Here is a 17,257-nt window from a genome sequence, read left to right on the forward strand (position 1 = left end):
GGACGCCGCGATCCAGCCGAGGCTTCGACCCCAAACGACGATCTCCGGCTTCCGCGGAGTAGTCGCTCACCGGTTGCGGTCAAAATGTCAGCCCAGGCCGCTTCCGACCCCAGCCCGCACGGGCTCGGTCCGCTCCATGCCCAGCCCACTTCGACGACCAGCCGACTTGGGCTCAGGCCCAGTTCGGCCCAGCCCGCTCCGGGGCGAGGCGAGGCTCGGTCTCTGCTCACGTGGTTGATCGTCGTCTGGTGTCGAAACCAGGCTCTTCGGGCGAGGTTCTGACACCAGACGGCGATCAGTGAGCTTGCGGGCCGAGACTTTGGCCGCAGGCGGCGATCAGTGAGCTTGCGTGGCGGAGGTTTTGGCCGCAGGCGGCGATCAGTGAGCTTGCGGGCCGAGACTTTGGCCGCAGGCGGCGATCAGTGAGCTTGCGTGGCGGAGGTTTTGGCCGCAGGCGGCGATCAGTGAGCTTGTGGGGCGGGGGTTTGGGCGTGGGGGGCGATCGCTGTCGGTGGCCGGTGGTGCGTCAGGGCTGGTGGGGGTTGTGGGGGTAGGGCGGGGTGGGCGGGGTCGGGGTGGGGAGGGTGTCGGGGTAGGGGTGGTCGGTCGGGTACGCGGGTACCGCAGCACCGGCCGGGGCCTGGGCGGCGTGGCGGCGGGTGAGCCAGATGGCGAGCACCACGATGCCGACGATCACCGCGAGCCCCGCGACACCCCCGACCGCCGCGACGACCGCCCACGGGATCCCCGGCCCGTCCTCGGCGACGGCGCGCAGCCGGTTGTCCTCGCCGAGGCTGAGCTGCCAGGTGACCTTGCGGCCATCGACCCGGGCGTGCGCGTCGTGCTCGATGACGTCGCCGGGGAAGGTGAGCGCGATGGTGATCTGGATGCCGCTCAGGAGCGGCCGGGCCAGTTCGGCCTGCGGGCCGAGGTCGCTGGAGCCGGTCTTGAGGTCGGCGGTGAAGGTGTACTTCCCGTTCGCGTGCTCGATGCGCGGGGCGCCCGCCCCGCCGGAGTTGAACGCAGCGAACGACAGGTCGTCGTAAATGATCTTCTTGCCGTAGAACTTCCCGTCGTCGTACACCTCGGTCCGGGAGCCCTTGGGCAGGTCCTTGACCGTGTCTCCGGCCTGGTCGAACGCCTTCTCGGGGCTCTGGCCGCCCATCGAGAGCAGTTTGCGGTCGAGCGCTACGACGGCGGTCCCGTCGAGGGTGTCGTTGCTGTTGACGGTGAGGTCCATGTCGAGCTTCATGCAGCCCGACAGGCCGAACGCGACGAGCGCGAGGGCGGCCAGGGCGCGGATTGGTCGGCGGAGCTGTCGCATCGCGTCAGTATCCGGTCCCGGCGCGGGTACCGGAAGCGCCGGTCAGACCCGGCGGCGCAGGACGTACGCGATGGCGAAGACGCCGAGGGCGATGACCACCACGACCGCGCCGTTGAGCCCGACGAACTTCTGCCAGTCGCCGACCATCGCCTCGATGTCGGGTTCTGCCTGCGGGGTCTCGACGGTGCCGCCGCCGCCCCCGCCCTCGTTCGGGCCGGGGGTGCCGAGCACGACGCCGACGGCGCGCAGGCTCGACGGCATGCTGAGGCGGCCGTAGAACCAGGCGGCGGTGACCTTGCGCTTGTCGGGCTGGGCCTGGGGCCGGAAGACGCGCGGGCCGCCCGCCGCGGCGGGGTACAGGTCGTAGGTCTGCTTGGCCGCGCCGTTGACCGTGGTGACCACGGTGTACTTGGGGCCGAGCTTGTCGGCGGCGGGCGCCTTCAGCACGGAGGTGCGGCTGGCCAGCCAGTCGACCTCGCTGATCAGTAGTGCGAACACCCGCTGGTCGCTGGCGGAGCTGACGGTCAGCGGGGCGGTGATCCCCGCGCCGGTGATCGTGATGAGCTTCAGGTCGGGGGAGGGGCTGGGCTTGGCCGACGGCCTGGGCGGCTTCGGGGCCGGGCTCGGCGCCGAAGCGTGCGCTGCCGGAGCGCTCACCAGCAGCAGGAATGCGGTGAACACCCCTGCGACGATCTTCCGGTGGATGCTCCGGCCCATGCTCGCCCCGTTCGCTGCAACGACTCGGCCCGCCGGAGGGCGGGCGGGGTCACCTGAGATCCGTCCGAAGGGCGGATCGTGTCACCCGTACCCGCTGAGGGGCGGGTCACGTCAACTGAGAACAGTGTGACTGGTGATACCAGTCAAAGACTCGCGCAGGGGCCGTCTAGTTGCCGAATGGATAGTCACGTTTAGGACACGAAATCCGGATGTGCCTCCGTTCTGGACGGCCCGTGATCGTGACATGTGCCACGAGTGACGATCGACCGCCGGTAAGCGAGGTGACGTCCGTCCCGTCGGGAACCAGACGCCGGGTACCGTCGACCAACCGCGGACAGACCTGCCCGACCGAGTGGAGAACGACGTGACCAACCCCGTCCAGCGCACCCGCACCTGGGCGTACGCCCTGGTGGCAGCCGTAGCGGCCGCCCTGCTGGCGCTGGTGGCGCAGCCGGCCTGGGCGCACAACTCGCTGGTGTCGGCGTCCCCGGCCAAGAACGCGACGGTGGCCGCCCCGCCCGCCCAGGTGATGCTGAAGTTCCTGGCCACGCTGAAGAAGGACGGCGCGAAGCTCACCGTCACCGGCCCGGACGGTGCGAGCGCGGCGGAGACGCCCGCGATCAGCGGCAAGACCATCTCGGCGAAGTTCACCGGCACCGCCGGGGGCGCGTACAAGGTGGCCTTCGAGGTGTCCTCCGAGGACGGCCACCTGGTCAAGGGGGAGTACACGTTCACTGTCGCGGGGCAGCCGAGCCCGGCGCCGGTCACCGAGTCGGCCGCGGCGCCGAGCGCCGCGCCGAGCACCGCCGCGCCCGCCTCGCCCAGCCCGGCGCAGGCGCAGCCGGCCGGCGGCGAGGACAAGCCGTGGTGGCCGTGGATCGGCGGGGCGGCGGTGGCGGGTCTGCTCGTCGGCGGGCTGCTCAACCTGGTCAAGCGGCGCCGCGGTCAGGCCTGACTCCGGCCGTACCCGCGCGAAAGGGCCCGCCGGTCACCGGCGGGTCCTTTCGCGTCCGGGTTCAGGACGCGGGGGTCAGCTTCGCCAGGCGGGCGAGCGTACGCTCGCGGCCCAGCACCTCCAGCGACTCGAACAGCGGCAGGCCCACCGAGCGGCCGGTCACCGCGACCCGCACCGGTGCCTGCGCCTTGCCCAGCTTGAGCCCGTGCGCCTCGCCGACGGCGACCAGCGTGTTCTTGATCGACTCGGCGTCCCAGGACGGCAGGTCCCGCAGCGCCGAGGTCACGTCGGGCAGGATGCCCGCGTCCTTGGCCGCCTTGGCCCAGGCCGCCTCGTCCAGCAGCGGGGAGTCCAGGAACAGGAAGTCCACGTAGGAGACCACCTCGGACAGCACCGCGATGCGGGTCTGCACCAGTTCGGCCACCTGCGCGAACACGGCCGCGTCGTACTTCGCCGGGTCCCACGGCGGCGCCACGATGCCGTAGCCCCGGTCGGCCCGCTCCTGCTCGGTCGGGAACGGCCCGGTCAGCCACGGCGTGCACGCCTCGGCGAACTCGGCCACGCTCAGCGCCCGGATGTACTCGCCGTTGAACGCGCGCAGCTTCTTCTCGTCGAAGAACGCCGGGGACGGGTTGACCTCCTCCAGGCGGAACTCGTCCTCGACCACCGACCACGGCACGATCTCGCGGTCGCCGGAGGGCGCCCAGCCCAGCAGCATCAGGTAGTTGCGCATGGCGGCGGCGAGGTAGCCCTCGTCGCGGTACATCTCCAGGGCGACCTTGTCGCGGCGCTTGGACAGCTTCTGCCGCTTCTCGTTGACCACGACCGGCACGTGCGCCCAGACCGGCGGCTCGTGCCCAAGCGCCTGCCACAGCAGCTGCTGCTTGGGCGTGTTGGGCAGGTGCTCCTCGGCCCGGATCACGTGGGTGATCCCCATGGTGACGTCGTCGACCACGTTGGCCAGCAGGAAGACCGGGGAGCCGTCGCCGCGCGCGATGACGAAGTCCTCGATCAGCTTGTTCTCGAAGGTCGGCTCGCCGCGGATCAGGTCGACGACCTTGGTGACACCCTCGTCGGGGGTACGGAAGCGCAGCGCGCGCCCCTCGCCCGGGGTGAGGCCGCGGTCGCGGCAGAAGCCGTCGTACCCGGAGAACTTGTTCTCGGTGCGGGCCTGCACGTCGTCGCGGGTGCAGTCGCAGTAGTACGCCCGGCCCGCGTCGAACAGCTGCTGGGCGGCCTTGGCGTGCTCGGCGTGGTACGACGACTGGAACAGCGGCCCCTCGTAGGTGTCGCGGGCGATGCCGATCCACTCCAGCGCCGAGAGGATGCCCTCGGTCCACTCGGGGCGGTTGCGCGCGGCATCGGTGTCCTCGATGCGCAGCACGAACACGCCGCCGTGCTGCTTGGCGTAGACCGCGTTCTGCAGGGCTGACCGGGCGCCGCCGACATGGAACATGCCGGTGGGAGATGGGGCGAATCGCACACGTACCGTCACGGACTCCAGGGTACGGCGCGACCCCCGTCACCCCGCCACGAGGTTATCGGCGCGCGGTCGCGAGCTGCCGGGCGGCGCTGAGTCCTAGGGCCGGGGCGCCAGCGCGGCGGGCTCGGCCCCGGCCGGGACCTGCGGCAGGGGCTGGCCGGAGCGCTCCAGCAGCACCACGGCCACGCCTTGGATGCGCTGCTCGAACCGCGCGGTGAACTCGGTGCGCAGCAGCTCGGCGCGGGTGGCCGGCAGCCAGCCGTACAGGTTGCCGTCCGGGGCCGAGGTGACCAGCCACAGCCGCTTGACGCCCCGCGCGCAGGCCGCCGGGTCGGCGCACTCGACCGCGTTGAAGGTGCCGGTGGCCTGGGACGGGACGCTGACGAACACGTCCTTGGGCGCGGTCACGTCGCGCAGTTCGAACGCCATGCCGCGCCGGAAGACGCGAGGCCCGCCGTGCGTGGTGCCGCCGTAGGCGATGGCGTCGCCGGGCTCCAGCCGCGCCTTGATGATCTGTGCGGCGGTGCGCAGGTCGGGCTGGTTGCCGGCGGGCAGCGTACGCGCGTCGACCTGGCCCGGCAGCGCCAGCGCGCCCAGGACGGCCAGGCCCGCCGCGACCACGGCCCAGGAACGGCCGCTGCGCGGGGTGACCGGCGCGAACCGGCCCCTGGCGGCGGCGACGAACGCGGTCACGCCCAGCGCCGCGCCCCGCCGCAGCGTGACGGCGGCCAGCAGCACCCACGCGGGCAGCGTGAACAGCAGGTACCGCGACAGCATCAGGTTCACCAGGGGCGTGGCCGCCAGCACCAGCGCCGGGGGCAGCAGCGCCCAGGCCAGCAGCAGGCGGCGGCGCGGGTCGGCCAGCCGGATCGCGAGCACGCCCAGCGCCAGCACCAGCAGGCCGACGGTCAGCGAGCCGAACACGGCGGTGACGAACGAGCGGATCGACTCCTCCCGCGTCTCGATCCAGCCGATCTGCCGCGACTGGCCCCGGCCGAGCAGCAGCAGCGGCACCACCGGCAGGCCGCCGCAGACGGCGGCGGCGGTCCAGCGGCGCAGGGCGGTCAGGCGCGGGGCGGCGGTGGCCAGGACCGCGAGCGCGTGGGCGCCGAGCACCGTCAGCGCGACCAGGTGCGACCAGCCGATGAGGGTCACCGTCAGCGCGTACGGCACCCAGCGGCGCACCAGGTCGGGCCGCTCCAGGGCGCGCAGCAGCAGCAGGGTGGCCCCGGCGGTGGCGGCCAGCGCGAACGCGTACGGCCGGGCCTCCTCGCCGTAGCGCGACACCGACGGCAGCACCGCGAACAGCAGGCCCGCGACCAGGCCGGTGCCGGGTGAGAACAGCCGCCGCCCGAGCGCCCCGAGCAGGCCCGCGGTGACCGCCATCGCGAGCGCCGAGGGCAGCCGCAGGCTGGTCAGGCTGTCCCCGAACAGGGTGATCCACGCGCGGGTGAACAGGTAGAACGGCGCGAAGACGGCATCTACGTTGGACAGCAGGTGCTTGAGGTCGGCGGGGGACAGGGTCGCCGCGTACCAGGTGGCGTACTCGTCGCGCCACAGCGCCCGCCGGTCGTGGCCGAGCAGGACGGCGACGAGGGTGACGAGCGCGGGGGCCGTGACCGGCAGGCTGCGTGTCAGCCGGTCGGGGGCGTGCACGGATAGGCGGGTCACGCGTTGTCTCCTGTGCAGATGCGCCCTCATCGAGCGCGTGAACATGAAAAGTTCTTATTGTGGCGATACGCTAGCTTTAGTGCCTTATCGTTTATGTTGGGTCGTTGTGAAGCAGATTGTCAAACGCCTCCTGCCCCGCCCCGCGCTCAAAGCCGCGGCGTGCCGTCTGCCGCTGCGCCAGCGGGTCCGCATCGCGAAGCTGCTGGTCGGCGGCGTCGGACGGAGCCGGGCGCGCAGTCACGGGGTGTCCGCCGTGGCGATCGCCGGCGCCTCCCCGGCGACGGCCTGGCACGGCAACCTGCAGATCGTGCTCGGCCTGCTCGAGGACGCCGGGCTGGACTACTTCTGCGTGCCGCACATCGACCCGCGCTGCAGCGCGGTCGCGGTCGGCGTCGAACACCGGCCCGCCGTGCTGCGCCTGCTGCGCGGCCAGCCCGCCGCACCCGGCATGGTGGTGCGCACCATGGACGGCGAGGGCCGCCGCATCAGCCCGCAGCGGTGCCGGGTGGTGCAGGTCTACCAGGCCGTCACCAGCCCGGAGGGCAACGCGCTGCTCGACGGGGCGTACGCGTGCGAGATCGAGTTCTGGGACACCGTGAAGGTGGCGGGGTGGGACGCCCCGCGCCTGGTCGGGCCGCGTCCGCACCGGGTCGGCACCGTCGTCAGCGTCGACACCCCGGTCGAGCACGTACCCGCGCAGCGCCTGTCGCAGTTCATGCCCGCCTCGGCCGAGCCGCGCTTCCGCAGCCGCGCCGTCTACGCCGAGCCCGGCCCCAACGACGTGCGGTTCCCGATCGACGTCGTCTACACCTGGGTCGACGGCGACGACCCGGCCTGGCAGGCCCGCAAGGCCAAGGCGATGGGCGCCGACGACTCGTTCAACGGGCTGGCCACCAACGCCTCGCGCTTCACCTCGCGCGACGAGCTGCTGTACTCGATGCGCTCACTGCACGCCTTCGCGCCCTGGGTGAACCACATCTACCTGGTCACCGACGATCAGGTGCCGAGCTGGCTCGACCTGTCCTCACCGCGGGTCACCCTGGTCACCCACCGGGAGATCTTCGGCGACGTGGGCGTGCTGCCCACGTTCAACTCGCACGCCATCGAGTCGCGGCTGCACCGGGTGCCCGGCCTGTCCGAGCACTTCCTGTACTTCAACGACGACATGATCCTGGGCCGCCCGGTGCTGCCCGGCCAGTTCTTCTTCGCCAACGGGGTGGCCAAGTTCTTCCCGTCCAGCTCGCTGGTCGACCTGAACCCGCCCGCCCCGGCCGACCACCCGGTGGACGTGGCGGCCAAGAACAACCGGCGGCTGATCCAGGCGCGGTTCGGCACCCAGGTCTACCAGAAGATGCGGCACGTGCCGTACCCGCTGCTGCGCAGCGTGCTGGAGGAGATCGAGACCGAGCTGCGCGAGGAGTCGCACGCGACCGCCTCGCACCAGTTCCGCGACCGCGGCGACCTGTCCATCCCGTCGTCGCTGGCGCACTACTGGGCGCACAGCACCGGCCGCTCGGTGCCCGCCGGCATCTCCCACGTCTACATCGACCTGGGCGGTCTGGTCGCGCCGGTGATGCTGGCCCGGCTGGTACGCCAGCGCAACACCGACGTGTTCTGCCTCAACGACACCAACTCCGAGCTCGACGACCTCGACGAGCAGGCGCGGATGGTGAAGGACTTCATGGCGGCGTACTTCCCGTTCCAGGCGCCCTGGGAGCTGACCGGCGCCCAGGGCCGGATGGAACTCACCCAGCAGCGCCGCGACCCGGCCGCCGCCCACCCCAAGGTCACCGCCTGACCCGTCCAAGATCGCTCAAGTTGCCCGGCGATAAGGGGAAAGAGCGGCCATGATACGCACGAGTGCCCGGCAACTCCGATGGTCTTCGGGGTGGCCGGGCACTCGTGCGTGCGGCGGGGACTGGGTCAGGCCAGGGTGACCGAGGCGCCCAGGTCGATGCGGGCGTACTCCGTGTCGCCCTTCCACTCCACCCAGCGGTCGACGTTGCCCAGGCCGCGCTCGCTGAGCATGGCGTCGTGGATGGAGTAGGCCCGCTGCGGCTTGACCGCCCGGACGAAGTCCAGCGCCCCGGCCATGGTGAACCACGGCCCGGAGGTCGGCAGCAGCAGCGTGCGGACCTGCTGGGACGGTACGAAGAACGAGTCGCCCGGGTGGTAGACGTCGCCCGCGACCACGAACCCGACGTTCGCGCAGCCCGGCAGGCCCTCGTAGATCTCGGCGTGCAGGCCGCCGACGACCTCCACCGGCAGCCCGGCGGCGGTGACCGTGTCCCCGACCGCGACCGTGACCACCGCCGCGCCGCGCTCGGCGAGCTGGGCCGCCACCGGGTCCGGGGCGTAGACGCGCAGCTGCGGATCGGCGGCCGCCGCGGCGGCGATCCGGTCCACGTCGATGTGATCGGCGTGCTCGTGGGTGACGAGCACCGCGCCGGCGCCCGCGAACGCCTCGTCCTCGCTCCAGGTGCCCGGGTCGATCACCAGCACCTGGCCGTCGTGCTCGATCCGGACACAGGCGTGGGTGTACTTGATCAGACGCATGCGGCTCACAGTAGCTCGAAGTCGCGCTGCCGCTTGGCCAGTTCCCCGCGCAGCGCCTCGACGTACGGGTTCAGCTCGGCGTCCAGCCGCAGCGCCTGCTCGGGCGTCACCACCACCGCGGCCTGCTGGAACGGGGCCGCCTTGAGCAGGTCGTGCCGCCGCCCCGGGGCGGGGTGGCTGCTGAACAGCGAGGCATCGGTGCGGTTGGACAGCTGGAGCAGGCGCGGCGCCCGCTCGGCGTTGCGCTCGCGGGCCTGCGCCAGCCCTTCCCGCCACCGCGCCTGCGCCGCGCCCGGCGCCGTCCGGCCGTCCACGACCGGCGCGATGACCGGCCACATGGCCATGTCCGCGACGAGTTCCAGCGTCGCCGCGGTGCCCGCGGCCCCCGCGGCACCGAGGTCGGCCAGCGCCTCGGCCCGCCGGTGCGTGCGTTCGGCCAGCAGGTTCATGCCGATGTGCGCGCTGTACAGCACCCGGCACAGCGCCCCGCCCAGCACCTGCCAGGCGGCCAGCACCACTGCCAGGATCCCGCCGACCCGCAGCTCCCAGGCATCCTTGCGGGGCGGGCGCAGGGCGCGGGCGAGGACGGCGAACATCGTGCACGCCGGCCGGGTCAGCAGCCGCCGCCGGGGGTCGGCGTTGCCGAGGTGGCCCAGTTCATGCGCCAGCAGCGCGACCGTCTGCTGCGGACTGAGCGCGACCAGCGCCGGTATGCCCAGCACGAGCACCCGGTGCCCGCGTACCCCGGCGCGGGCCACCCAGGCGTTCCACTCGTCGCTCAGCGCGACATGGTCGGGCATCGGCGCGCCGACCGCCGCGGCGGTCCGGGCGATCAGCGCGAACAGTTCGGGCTGCCTCTCGGCGGACAGCGGATAGGTGTCGTGCTTGAGGTCCTTGAGGCGGTCGACGCGCGGGCGCAGCCAGTACGCGGCCGCGATCAGCAGCAGCCCGAGGATGATCTGGGTGCCGAACCCGCCGCTGGCGGCGATCAGCCACACCCCGCCCGCCAGCAGCGCGAGCGGCAGCAGGAGCAGCACCGCCGAGACGGCGACCAGCACGGCCGTGCCGAGCCGCAGCGTCGGCCGGGCCCGCCCGGTGGCGAGTTCGCGGACGAGTCCGGTGCCCGAGGTGAACCCCAGGCGGCGCTCCCGTACGTACAGCCACCGGAGCACCCAGTTGAGCCCCTGCGGGGCGGGGAAGTGGTCGAGGTTCCACTCGCAGCGGGCGCACCAGGGCGTCGCCTCGTTCTCGCTGACCAGGCGTGACTGGCACTTCGGGCACAGCACGGGGGTCGCGGTGTCGGTCTTGGCGGAGGGCACGAGGCAGTTTGATCACCCGGTGGGGTGCTGTCAATGCCGGGCGGCCCAGAGCATGCCGCGCTCGGTGAGGGTACGGATCTGCGGCACGTCCAGATCGGGCAGGTGGTGCCCGACGGTGGAGACGAAGATCCGTCCGGCGCCCCACCGGCGCGTCCAGACCGCCGGGTGGGTCACCGGCTCCTGCCAGGGCTCGCCCTCCTCGACCGGGAAGGTGATCGTGGCCAGCACGTCGTTGAGCGGGTCGGCCAGCAGCCAGTAGCGCTCGGTGTCGAGTTCGACCCGGTCGATCCCGGCCGTGATCGGGTGGTCGGCGTGCTCCGGCAGCACCGTGAGCGTGTGCCGGACGAAGTCGCCCGGGTGGCACACGAACCAGGCGCCGGTCAGCCACTGGTAGCGGCGCTCGGTGAACGCGGCGACGATGCCGCCGTGCCACCCGGCCAGCCCGGTGCCCGCCCGTACCGCGTCGTCGAGGTTGGCCGCCCGCTCGGGGGTGAACTCGTCGCCGCCGGAGGTCCAGCAGTTGATCACCAGGTCGGTGGCGTGCAGCCGGTCGCGGTCGTCGTACACGGCCAGGTCCTCCGCGATCGTGACCGCGACGCCCTGCTCCTCGAGGAACGGCAGGAAGCTGTCGGTGGTGCCGACGGGGTCGTGGAACCCGGCCCCGCCGCGGACGATCAACGCGCTGCGCATGCCGGAAAGGGTAAACGCCTGCCGCTCGCGCCGGCACCGCGGTGGCGGCCGTGCTTACCGGTCGGCAGGTAGAGTCGGCACATGTCGGCGGATCCCCCCAGCGCGCCCAAGGTCGGCCTGCGCACCCTCTGGCCCTACCTGCGCACCCATCGCTCCTCGCTGCTGCTGGTGGCGGGCCTGTCCCTGATCACCACCCTCGGCACGCTGGCCCAGCCGGTGCTGACCCGCGACGTCATCGACGGGCTGCAGCACGGCACCCCGGTCTCGGCCAGCGTGCTCGGGCTGGTCGGACTGCTCGTCGGCGCCGCCTCGATCAACGGACTGCGGCACTACCTGCTGCAGCGCACCGCCGAGGGCCTGGTGCTGACCGCCCGCCGCCGCCTGGCCGCCCACCTGCTCCGCCTGCCCATCGCCGAGTACGACAGCCGCCGCACCGGCGACCTGCTCTCCCGCGTCGGCGCCGACACCACCCTGCTGCGCGCCGTGGTCACCTCCGGCCTGTTCGAGACGGTCACCGGCGCGATCATGGTGGTCGGCGCGGCCACCGCGATGGTCGTGCTGGACCCGGTGCTGTTCGGGGTGACCCTGGTCGGCCTGGTCATCGGCCTGTCGGGCGGCATCTTCTTCGCCCGCAAGGTGCGCGGCATGTCCCGGCAGGCCCAGGAGCGCATCGGCGACATGACCGCCGCCGTCGAGCGCTCGATCACCGCCGCGCGCACCATCCGGGCCAGCCGGGCCGAGGTCCGCGAGACCGCCACCGTCACCGGCAGCGCCGAGCAGGCGTTCCGCGCGGGCATCCGGATCGCGCGGCTGCAGGCGATCGTCGAGCCCGCCATGGTGACCACCGTCCAGGGCTCGTTCCTGCTGGTTCTGGGCGTCGGCGGGGCACGGGTGGCCAACGGGACCATCAGCGTCGGCGACCTGGTGGCGTTCGTGCTGTTCGTGTTCTTCCTGGTCATGCCGCTGGGGCAGGCGCTCAACGCGTACACGCAGCTGCAGGCCGGGCTCGGGGCGCTGCAGCGGATGGAGGAGGTGCTGGTCATCCCGCTGGAGAGCGAGCAGGCGCCGGTCGTGCCCGAGCCGCGCCGCGCCGCCGCGGCCGACGCGCCCGCGATCGAATTCGACCAGGTCGGCTTCGCGTACGCCGCGCAGGAGGGCACCGAACCCGCGCCAGTGCTGCACGAGGTGAGCTTCCGCGCCCCCGCCGGGACCCGCACCGCGCTGGTCGGGCCGTCCGGCGCGGGCAAGTCCACCCTGCTGTCGCTGGTCGAGCGCTTCTACGAGGTCAGCTCCGGCAGCATCCGGGTAGGCGGCACCGACATCCGCGACCTCGACCACGACACCCTGCGCGCCAGGCTCGGCTACGTCGAGCAGGAGTCGCCGGTGCTCGCCGGAACCCTGCGCGACAACCTGTGCCTGGCCACCCCCGACGCCACCGACGAGCAGATGCGCGAGGTGCTGGCCGCGGTCAACCTCGGCGAACTGGCCGGGCGCACCCCGCTCGGGCTGGACGCCCAGGTCGGCGAGGGCGGGGTGCTGCTGTCGGGCGGCGAGCGCCAGCGCCTGGCCATCGCCCGTACGCTGCTGGCCAAGCCGCCGATCCTGCTGCTCGACGAGCCGACCAGCAACCTCGACGCGCGCAACGAGGCAGCGCTGCGCGCCGCGATCGACACCGTCGCCAGCGGGCGCACGCTGCTGATCGTGGCGCACCGGCTGTCCACGGTCGTCGACGCCGACCAGATCGTGGTGCTCGAACACGGCCGCGTCGTCGCGACCGGCCGCCACGACGAACTGCTGGCGACCAGCCCGCTCTACCGCGAGCTCGCCGCCCACCAGTTCCTGGTCGAACCCCTCGTCGAACCCCTGGTCGAGGCCGACTGACGCACCAGCCCAGGTGCAGCAGCCGGCAGGTCCGGGAGCAGAACCCCAGCGGCGGCTACGAGCGGCACATACAGCGCGGGGTCACGCCGTATGTGGTGTAGCTACACCACATACGGCGTGACCCCGCGACAGGTACTGCTTAGGAGTCGCCGCCGGTCTCGCCGGCCGGAGCCGCGTTCACGTCGTCGATCGCGTACTTGCGGAACGCCTCGGCGGGCGCCGAGGCCGGCACCTCACCGGCGCGGGCCAGCTGCGACAGCACCGCCACCACGACCGACTCCGCGTCCACGTTGAAGTGGCGGCGCAGCGCCGAGCGGGTGTCGGACATGCCGAAGCCGTCCGTGCCGAGCGACGTGTAGTCGCCGGGCACCCAGCGCGAGATCAGGTCCGGGACGGCCCGCATCCAGTCGGAGACGGCCACCTTCGGGCCCGGTGCGCCTTCCAGCGCCCGGGTCACGTACGGCACCTTCGTCGGCTGGTCCGGGTGCAGCAGGTTGAACTGCTCCGCCTCGACCGCGTCGCGGCGCAGCTCGGTCCAGCTCGTCGCCGACCAGACGTCGGCCGACACGCCCCAGTCCTCGGCGAGCAGCTGCTGGGCCTTGATCGCCCACTGCATGCCCACGCCCGACGCCATGATCTGCGCCTTCGGACCCTCGGCCGGGCCGGACGAGTACCGGTACAGGCCCTTGAGCAGACCCTGCACGTCGATGCCCTCCGGCTGGGCCGGGTGCACATACGGCTCGTTGTACACCGTGAGGTAGTAGAAGACGTCCTCCGGCGACTCGCCGTACATGCGGCGCAGGGCGTCCTCGACGATGTGCGAGATCTCGAAGCCGAACGCCGGGTCGTACGCGACCGCGGCCGGGTTCGTCGCCGCGATCAGGTGCGAGTGGCCGTCCTCGTGCTGCAGGCCCTCACCGTTCAGCGTGGTGCGGCCGGCGGTGGCGCCCAGCAGGAAGCCGCGCGTCATCTGGTCGGCCGCGGCCCACAGGCCGTCGGCGGTCCGCTGCCAGCCGAACATCGAGTAGAAGATGTAGACCGGGATCATCGGCTCGCCGTGGGTGCTGTACGAGCTGCCCACCGCGGTGAACGACGCGACCGAGCCGGCCTCGTTGATGCCCTCGTGCAGGATCTGCCCGGCCGTCGACTCCTTGTAGGAGAGGAACAGCTCGCGGTCCACGGCGGTGTACTGCTGGCCGTGCGGCGAGTAGATCTTCGCGGTCGGGAACAGCGAGTCCATGCCGAACGTGCGCGCCTCGTCCGGGATGATCGGCACCCAGCGGTGGCCGATCTGCTTGTCCTTCATCAGGTCCTTGAACAGGCGGACGAACGCCATCGTGGTGGCGATCTTCTGCTTGCCGGAGCCCTTCTTCAGGTCCGCGTACACCTTGTGCTCGGGCAGCTGCAGCGCCGTGTACTTGGTGTTGCGCGACGGCAGCGAGCCGCCCAGCGCCGCCCGGCGCTCCAGCAGGTACGCCATCTCGTCGCTCTTGGCGTCCGGCTTGTAGTACGGCGGCTCGTACGGGTTGGCCTCCAGGACCGAGTCCGGGATGTCCAGGTAGAGGCGGTCGCGGAACGTCTTCAGGTCGTCCAGCGTCAGCTTCTTCATCTGGTGCGTGGCGTTGCGGCCCTCGAAGTGCGAGCCCAGCGTCCAGCCCTTGATGGTCTTGGCGAGGATCACGGTCGGCTGGCCGGTGTGCTCGGTCGCCGCCTTGTACGCCGCGTACAGCTTGCGGTAGTCGTGCCCGCCGCGCTTGAGACCCCAGATCTCGTCGTCGGACATGTGCTCGACCATCTTGCGGGTGCGCGGGTCGCGCCCGAAGAAGTGCTCGCGCACGTACGCCCCGGACTCCGCCTTGTAGGTCTGGTAGTCGCCGTCGGGCGTGGTGTTCATCAGGTTGACCAGCGCGCCGTCGGTGTCGGCGGCCAGCAGCGGGTCCCACTCGCGGCCCCAGACGACCTTGATGACGTTCCAGCCGGCGCCCCGGAAGAACGCCTCCAGCTCCTGCATGACCTTGCCGTTGCCGCGCACCGGGCCGTCGAGCCGCTGCAGGTTGCAGTTGATGACGAAGGTGAGGTTGTCCAGCTCCTCGCGCGCGGCCAGGCCGATCGCGCCCAGGGTCTCCGGCTCGTCCATCTCGCCGTCGCCGAGGAACGACCATACTCGCTGGTCGGAGGTGTCCTTGATGCCGCGGTGGTGCAGGTAGCGGTTGAACCGCGCCTGGTAGATCGCGTTCAGGCCGCCCAGGCCCATGGACACCGTCGGGAACTCCCAGAAGTCCGGCATCAGGCGCGGGTGCGGGTACGACGGCAGGCCGCCGCCCGGGTGCGACAGCTCCTGGCGGAACCCGTCGAGCTGGTGCTCGGACAGCCGGCCCTCGAGGTAGGCGCGCCCGTACATACCCGGGGACGCGTGCCCCTGGTAGAAGATGTGGTCGCCGCCGCCGGGGTGGTTCTTGCCCCGGAAGAAGTGGTTGAAGCCGACCTCGTACAGCGACGCCGACGAGGCGAAGGTCGAGATGTGGCCGCCGACGCCGATGCCGGGGCGCTGGGCGCGGTGCACGGTCATCGCGGCGTTCCAGCGGATGTACGCGCGGAGCCGGCGCTCGACGTTCTCGTCGCCCGGGAACCAGGGCTCGCGCTCGCTGGGAATGGTGTTGATGTAGTCAGTGGTGGTCAGTGGCGGAACGCCGACCTGGCGTTCACGGGCACGCTCCAACAGCCGCAACATGACGTAGCGGGCGCGTTTGGCGCCGCGTTCGTCGATCACTCCGTCGAGCGACTCAACCCACTCCGCCGTCTCCTCGGGGTCGATATCCGGGAGCTGGCTCGGCAGGCCGTCGCTGATCACCGGGCGCTTGCGTTCGGTGGCCACAGGCGTTCCCTCGTAGTTGTAGTGATAGTCGGTCTTGCCAACAGAAGTTGTCTGTTCGCCCCATCCTGCCCCTTCGGCGGGGCATTCGTCACGCGTACCGCTGCTCGGTGCGATCCGCGACACGCATACTGACCAGTAACTTTTGGGTCGGATGGGCGACGGGTTCAGCAAGCCAGCGGATCTGATCGATTAACGTGCCGCGCATGCGAAGACTCCTCGGCCTGCTCCTGTTCCTCTGGGGCTGCCTGCTCGTGGTCAACACGACCTTCCCGCTGGTGGCCGAGGTGGGCGGTGATCCGGTCACCGCGCTGTCCATCGTCGGGCGCGGCTGCTCCGCACCGCTCGGCAAGCCGCCGTTCGCCGGCATCCACCGCTACTGCGAGGCCACCTGGTCGCACGACAACCAGCGCCACCAGGGGCGGCTCGTCGGCGCGAACGTCGAGCAGCGCATCGACTCGCCGACCCCGGCGCACGTCATCCCCGGGATGGACGGCTACGCCTTCCTGGCCCCGTCCGGCCCGGCGCAGGTCGCGGGCATCGCCGCACCGATCATCGCGCTGGTCGGGCTGACCCTGCTGTTCGCCCGTCGCCGGCGGCGCCGCCGCGGCGGTCACGGCGGCAGCCACCACGACCACGACGACGACTACGACGATGACGACTCGGACGGCGACTCCGACGGCGGGGACTCCGGCGGCTCCGGCGGCGACGGGGGTGGGGACGGCGGCGGGGGCGACTGAAGCCCCTGGCCCGGTGCCTTCGGCTCGGCGTTTTCTGACCGCAGGTGGCGATCGACGGCGCGTTTCCCGCCGTCGATCGCCACCTGCGGTCATTGCGCGCGCTCTCAAGCCCACTTCTGACCGGAACGCGTGATCTTCGGCCGGGCTGCCGGATGTGATCGCGTCGTGCGGTCGCATTGTCGGGGAGGTCGCATTGGCGACCGGTCAGGTCGGCCAGGCGCGTGCGGGGTCGGGCGGCGCCGTGGCCCTTCACGATCGCGCCCTGCGGTCACTCCGTGCGCTCAGACCTCATCTGGCGCCGTGGCCCTTCACGATCGCGCCCTGCGGTCACTCCGTGCGCTCAGACCTCATCTCCTGACCCGGCGCTGTGGTCTTGCGCCTTCTGTCCTGGGGTGGCGATCTTGGGTGCTGTTGCCGGCGGTGATCGCGTTCTTGGGGCGGTTGGCGGGGGCTGGGGCGGAGGTAGTGGCCGGGGGTGGTGATCTTTGGGCGGAGGGGAGGGGTTGATCGGGGTCTGGGGGCGTTTACGGTGGTGCGCATGGAGAGCATCGTGATCACCGTGCGTACCGGGTCTCGTCCGAGCGTGGTGGATCTGACCGCCCAGGCTGAAACTTTCACCGCCGACCGGGGCGACGGGCTCCTGCATGTGTTCGTGCCGCACGCGACGGCCGGGGTCGCGATCATCGAGACCGGGGCGGGCAGTGACGACGACCTGCTCACGGCGTTGGAGCACGTGCTGCCCGCCGACGACCGCTGGCGGCACCGGCACGGCTCCGCCGGCCACGGGCGCGACCACGTGCTGCCCGCCTTCGTGGCGCCGTACGCGACGCTGCCGGTGCTCGGCGGCCGCATCATGCTGGGCACCTGGCAGTCGATCTGCCTGGTCGACACCAATGGCGACAACCCGACCCGGCAGGTGCGCTTCTCCTTCCTCGCGGGTTGACCGGCCGTCGCGGTGATCGCGGGTGGCCCCGGACAGGCCGGTGACTTGCCCGCAGTGGGGCGAAAGAGGCGGGGCAGACGGCCGGTTGCCGGGCAACCGGGTAAGT

General features: G+C 71.8%; 13 protein-coding genes. 5 read left to right on the plus strand and 8 right to left on the minus strand.

Annotated elements, in window-relative coordinates; genetic code table 11:
• Positions 1 to 526: 526 nt before the first annotated feature.
• Positions 527 to 1,324 (minus strand): hypothetical protein, encoded by a 798-nt coding sequence (locus tag QEZ54_RS31450; protein WP_281308385.1) that lies wholly within the window; start codon positions 1,322 to 1,324, stop codon positions 527 to 529.
• Positions 1,325 to 1,366: 42 nt separating this feature from the next.
• Positions 1,367 to 2,005, minus strand: a complete 639-nt coding sequence (locus tag QEZ54_RS31455; protein ID WP_281308386.1) for a hypothetical protein — start codon at positions 2,003 to 2,005, stop codon at positions 1,367 to 1,369.
• A 400-nt stretch (positions 2,006 to 2,405) separates the two neighbouring features.
• On the opposite strand from QEZ54_RS31455, the gene QEZ54_RS31460 reads away from it, so the two are divergent.
• Positions 2,406 to 2,996 carry a copper resistance CopC family protein gene (locus QEZ54_RS31460; protein WP_281308387.1) on the plus strand — a complete coding sequence of 197 codons (591 nt, stop codon included), beginning with the start codon at positions 2,406 to 2,408 and terminating at the stop codon, positions 2,994 to 2,996.
• Between the two features lie 61 nt (positions 2,997 to 3,057).
• Here the strand turns inward: QEZ54_RS31460 and gltX are convergent, their stop codons facing one another.
• Both gltX and QEZ54_RS31470 read right to left on the minus strand, forming a co-directional pair.
• Positions 3,058 to 4,491 (minus strand): glutamate--tRNA ligase, encoded by a 1,434-nt coding sequence (gene gltX, locus QEZ54_RS31465; RefSeq protein WP_281308388.1) that lies wholly within the window; start codon positions 4,489 to 4,491, stop codon positions 3,058 to 3,060.
• Between the two features lie 84 nt (positions 4,492 to 4,575).
• Positions 4,576 to 6,150: a glycosyltransferase family 39 protein gene (locus QEZ54_RS31470; protein ID WP_281308389.1), complete on the minus strand. Its 1,575-nt coding sequence runs from the start codon at positions 6,148 to 6,150 to the stop codon at positions 4,576 to 4,578.
• 106 nt (positions 6,151 to 6,256) lie between these two features.
• Between QEZ54_RS31470 and QEZ54_RS31475 the strand changes: the two genes are divergently transcribed.
• Positions 6,257 to 7,948 carry a stealth family protein gene (locus tag QEZ54_RS31475; RefSeq protein WP_281308390.1) on the plus strand — a complete coding sequence of 564 codons (1,692 nt, stop codon included), beginning with the start codon at positions 6,257 to 6,259 and terminating at the stop codon, positions 7,946 to 7,948.
• 125 nt (positions 7,949 to 8,073) lie between these two features.
• Here the strand turns inward: QEZ54_RS31475 and QEZ54_RS31480 are convergent, their stop codons facing one another.
• From QEZ54_RS31480 to QEZ54_RS31490, 3 genes are read right to left on the minus strand one after another with little or no spacing between them, the layout of a single operon-like run.
• Positions 8,074 to 8,706, minus strand: coding sequence for an MBL fold metallo-hydrolase (locus tag QEZ54_RS31480; RefSeq protein ID WP_281308391.1), 633 nt, complete (start codon positions 8,704 to 8,706; stop codon positions 8,074 to 8,076).
• A 5-nt stretch (positions 8,707 to 8,711) separates the two neighbouring features.
• A complete protein-coding gene (locus tag QEZ54_RS31485; protein ID WP_281308392.1) occupies positions 8,712 to 10,025 on the minus strand; it encodes a M48 family metallopeptidase in 1,314 nt (437 codons plus the stop codon).
• Between the two features lie 30 nt (positions 10,026 to 10,055).
• Positions 10,056 to 10,715, minus strand: a complete 660-nt coding sequence (locus tag QEZ54_RS31490) for a ThuA domain-containing protein (RefSeq protein WP_281308393.1) — start codon at positions 10,713 to 10,715, stop codon at positions 10,056 to 10,058.
• 81 nt (positions 10,716 to 10,796) lie between these two features.
• On the opposite strand from QEZ54_RS31490, the gene QEZ54_RS31495 reads away from it, so the two are divergent.
• A complete protein-coding gene (locus QEZ54_RS31495; RefSeq protein WP_281308394.1) occupies positions 10,797 to 12,596 on the plus strand; it encodes an ABC transporter ATP-binding protein in 1,800 nt (599 codons plus the stop codon).
• A 139-nt stretch (positions 12,597 to 12,735) separates the two neighbouring features.
• Here QEZ54_RS31495 and aceE read toward each other — a convergent pair whose 3' ends face one another.
• Positions 12,736 to 15,471, minus strand: a complete 2,736-nt coding sequence (gene aceE, locus QEZ54_RS31500; RefSeq protein WP_348650595.1) for a pyruvate dehydrogenase (acetyl-transferring), homodimeric type — start codon at positions 15,469 to 15,471, stop codon at positions 12,736 to 12,738.
• A gap of 203 nt (positions 15,472 to 15,674) precedes the next feature.
• Here aceE and QEZ54_RS31505 point away from each other — a divergent pair, with 203 nt between their 5' ends.
• Both QEZ54_RS31505 and QEZ54_RS31510 read left to right on the plus strand, forming a co-directional pair.
• Positions 15,675 to 16,208 (plus strand): hypothetical protein, encoded by a 534-nt coding sequence (locus QEZ54_RS31505; protein ID WP_281308395.1) that lies wholly within the window; start codon positions 15,675 to 15,677, stop codon positions 16,206 to 16,208.
• Positions 16,209 to 16,746: 538 nt separating this feature from the next.
• Positions 16,747 to 17,151, plus strand: a complete 405-nt coding sequence (locus QEZ54_RS31510; protein ID WP_281308396.1) for a YjbQ family protein — start codon at positions 16,747 to 16,749, stop codon at positions 17,149 to 17,151.
• The last annotated feature ends 106 nt before the right edge of the window (positions 17,152 to 17,257 follow it).

The sequence above is a fragment of the Catellatospora sp. KI3 genome (assembly GCF_029948125.1).
Lineage (GTDB): Bacteria > Actinomycetota > Actinomycetes > Mycobacteriales > Micromonosporaceae > Catellatospora.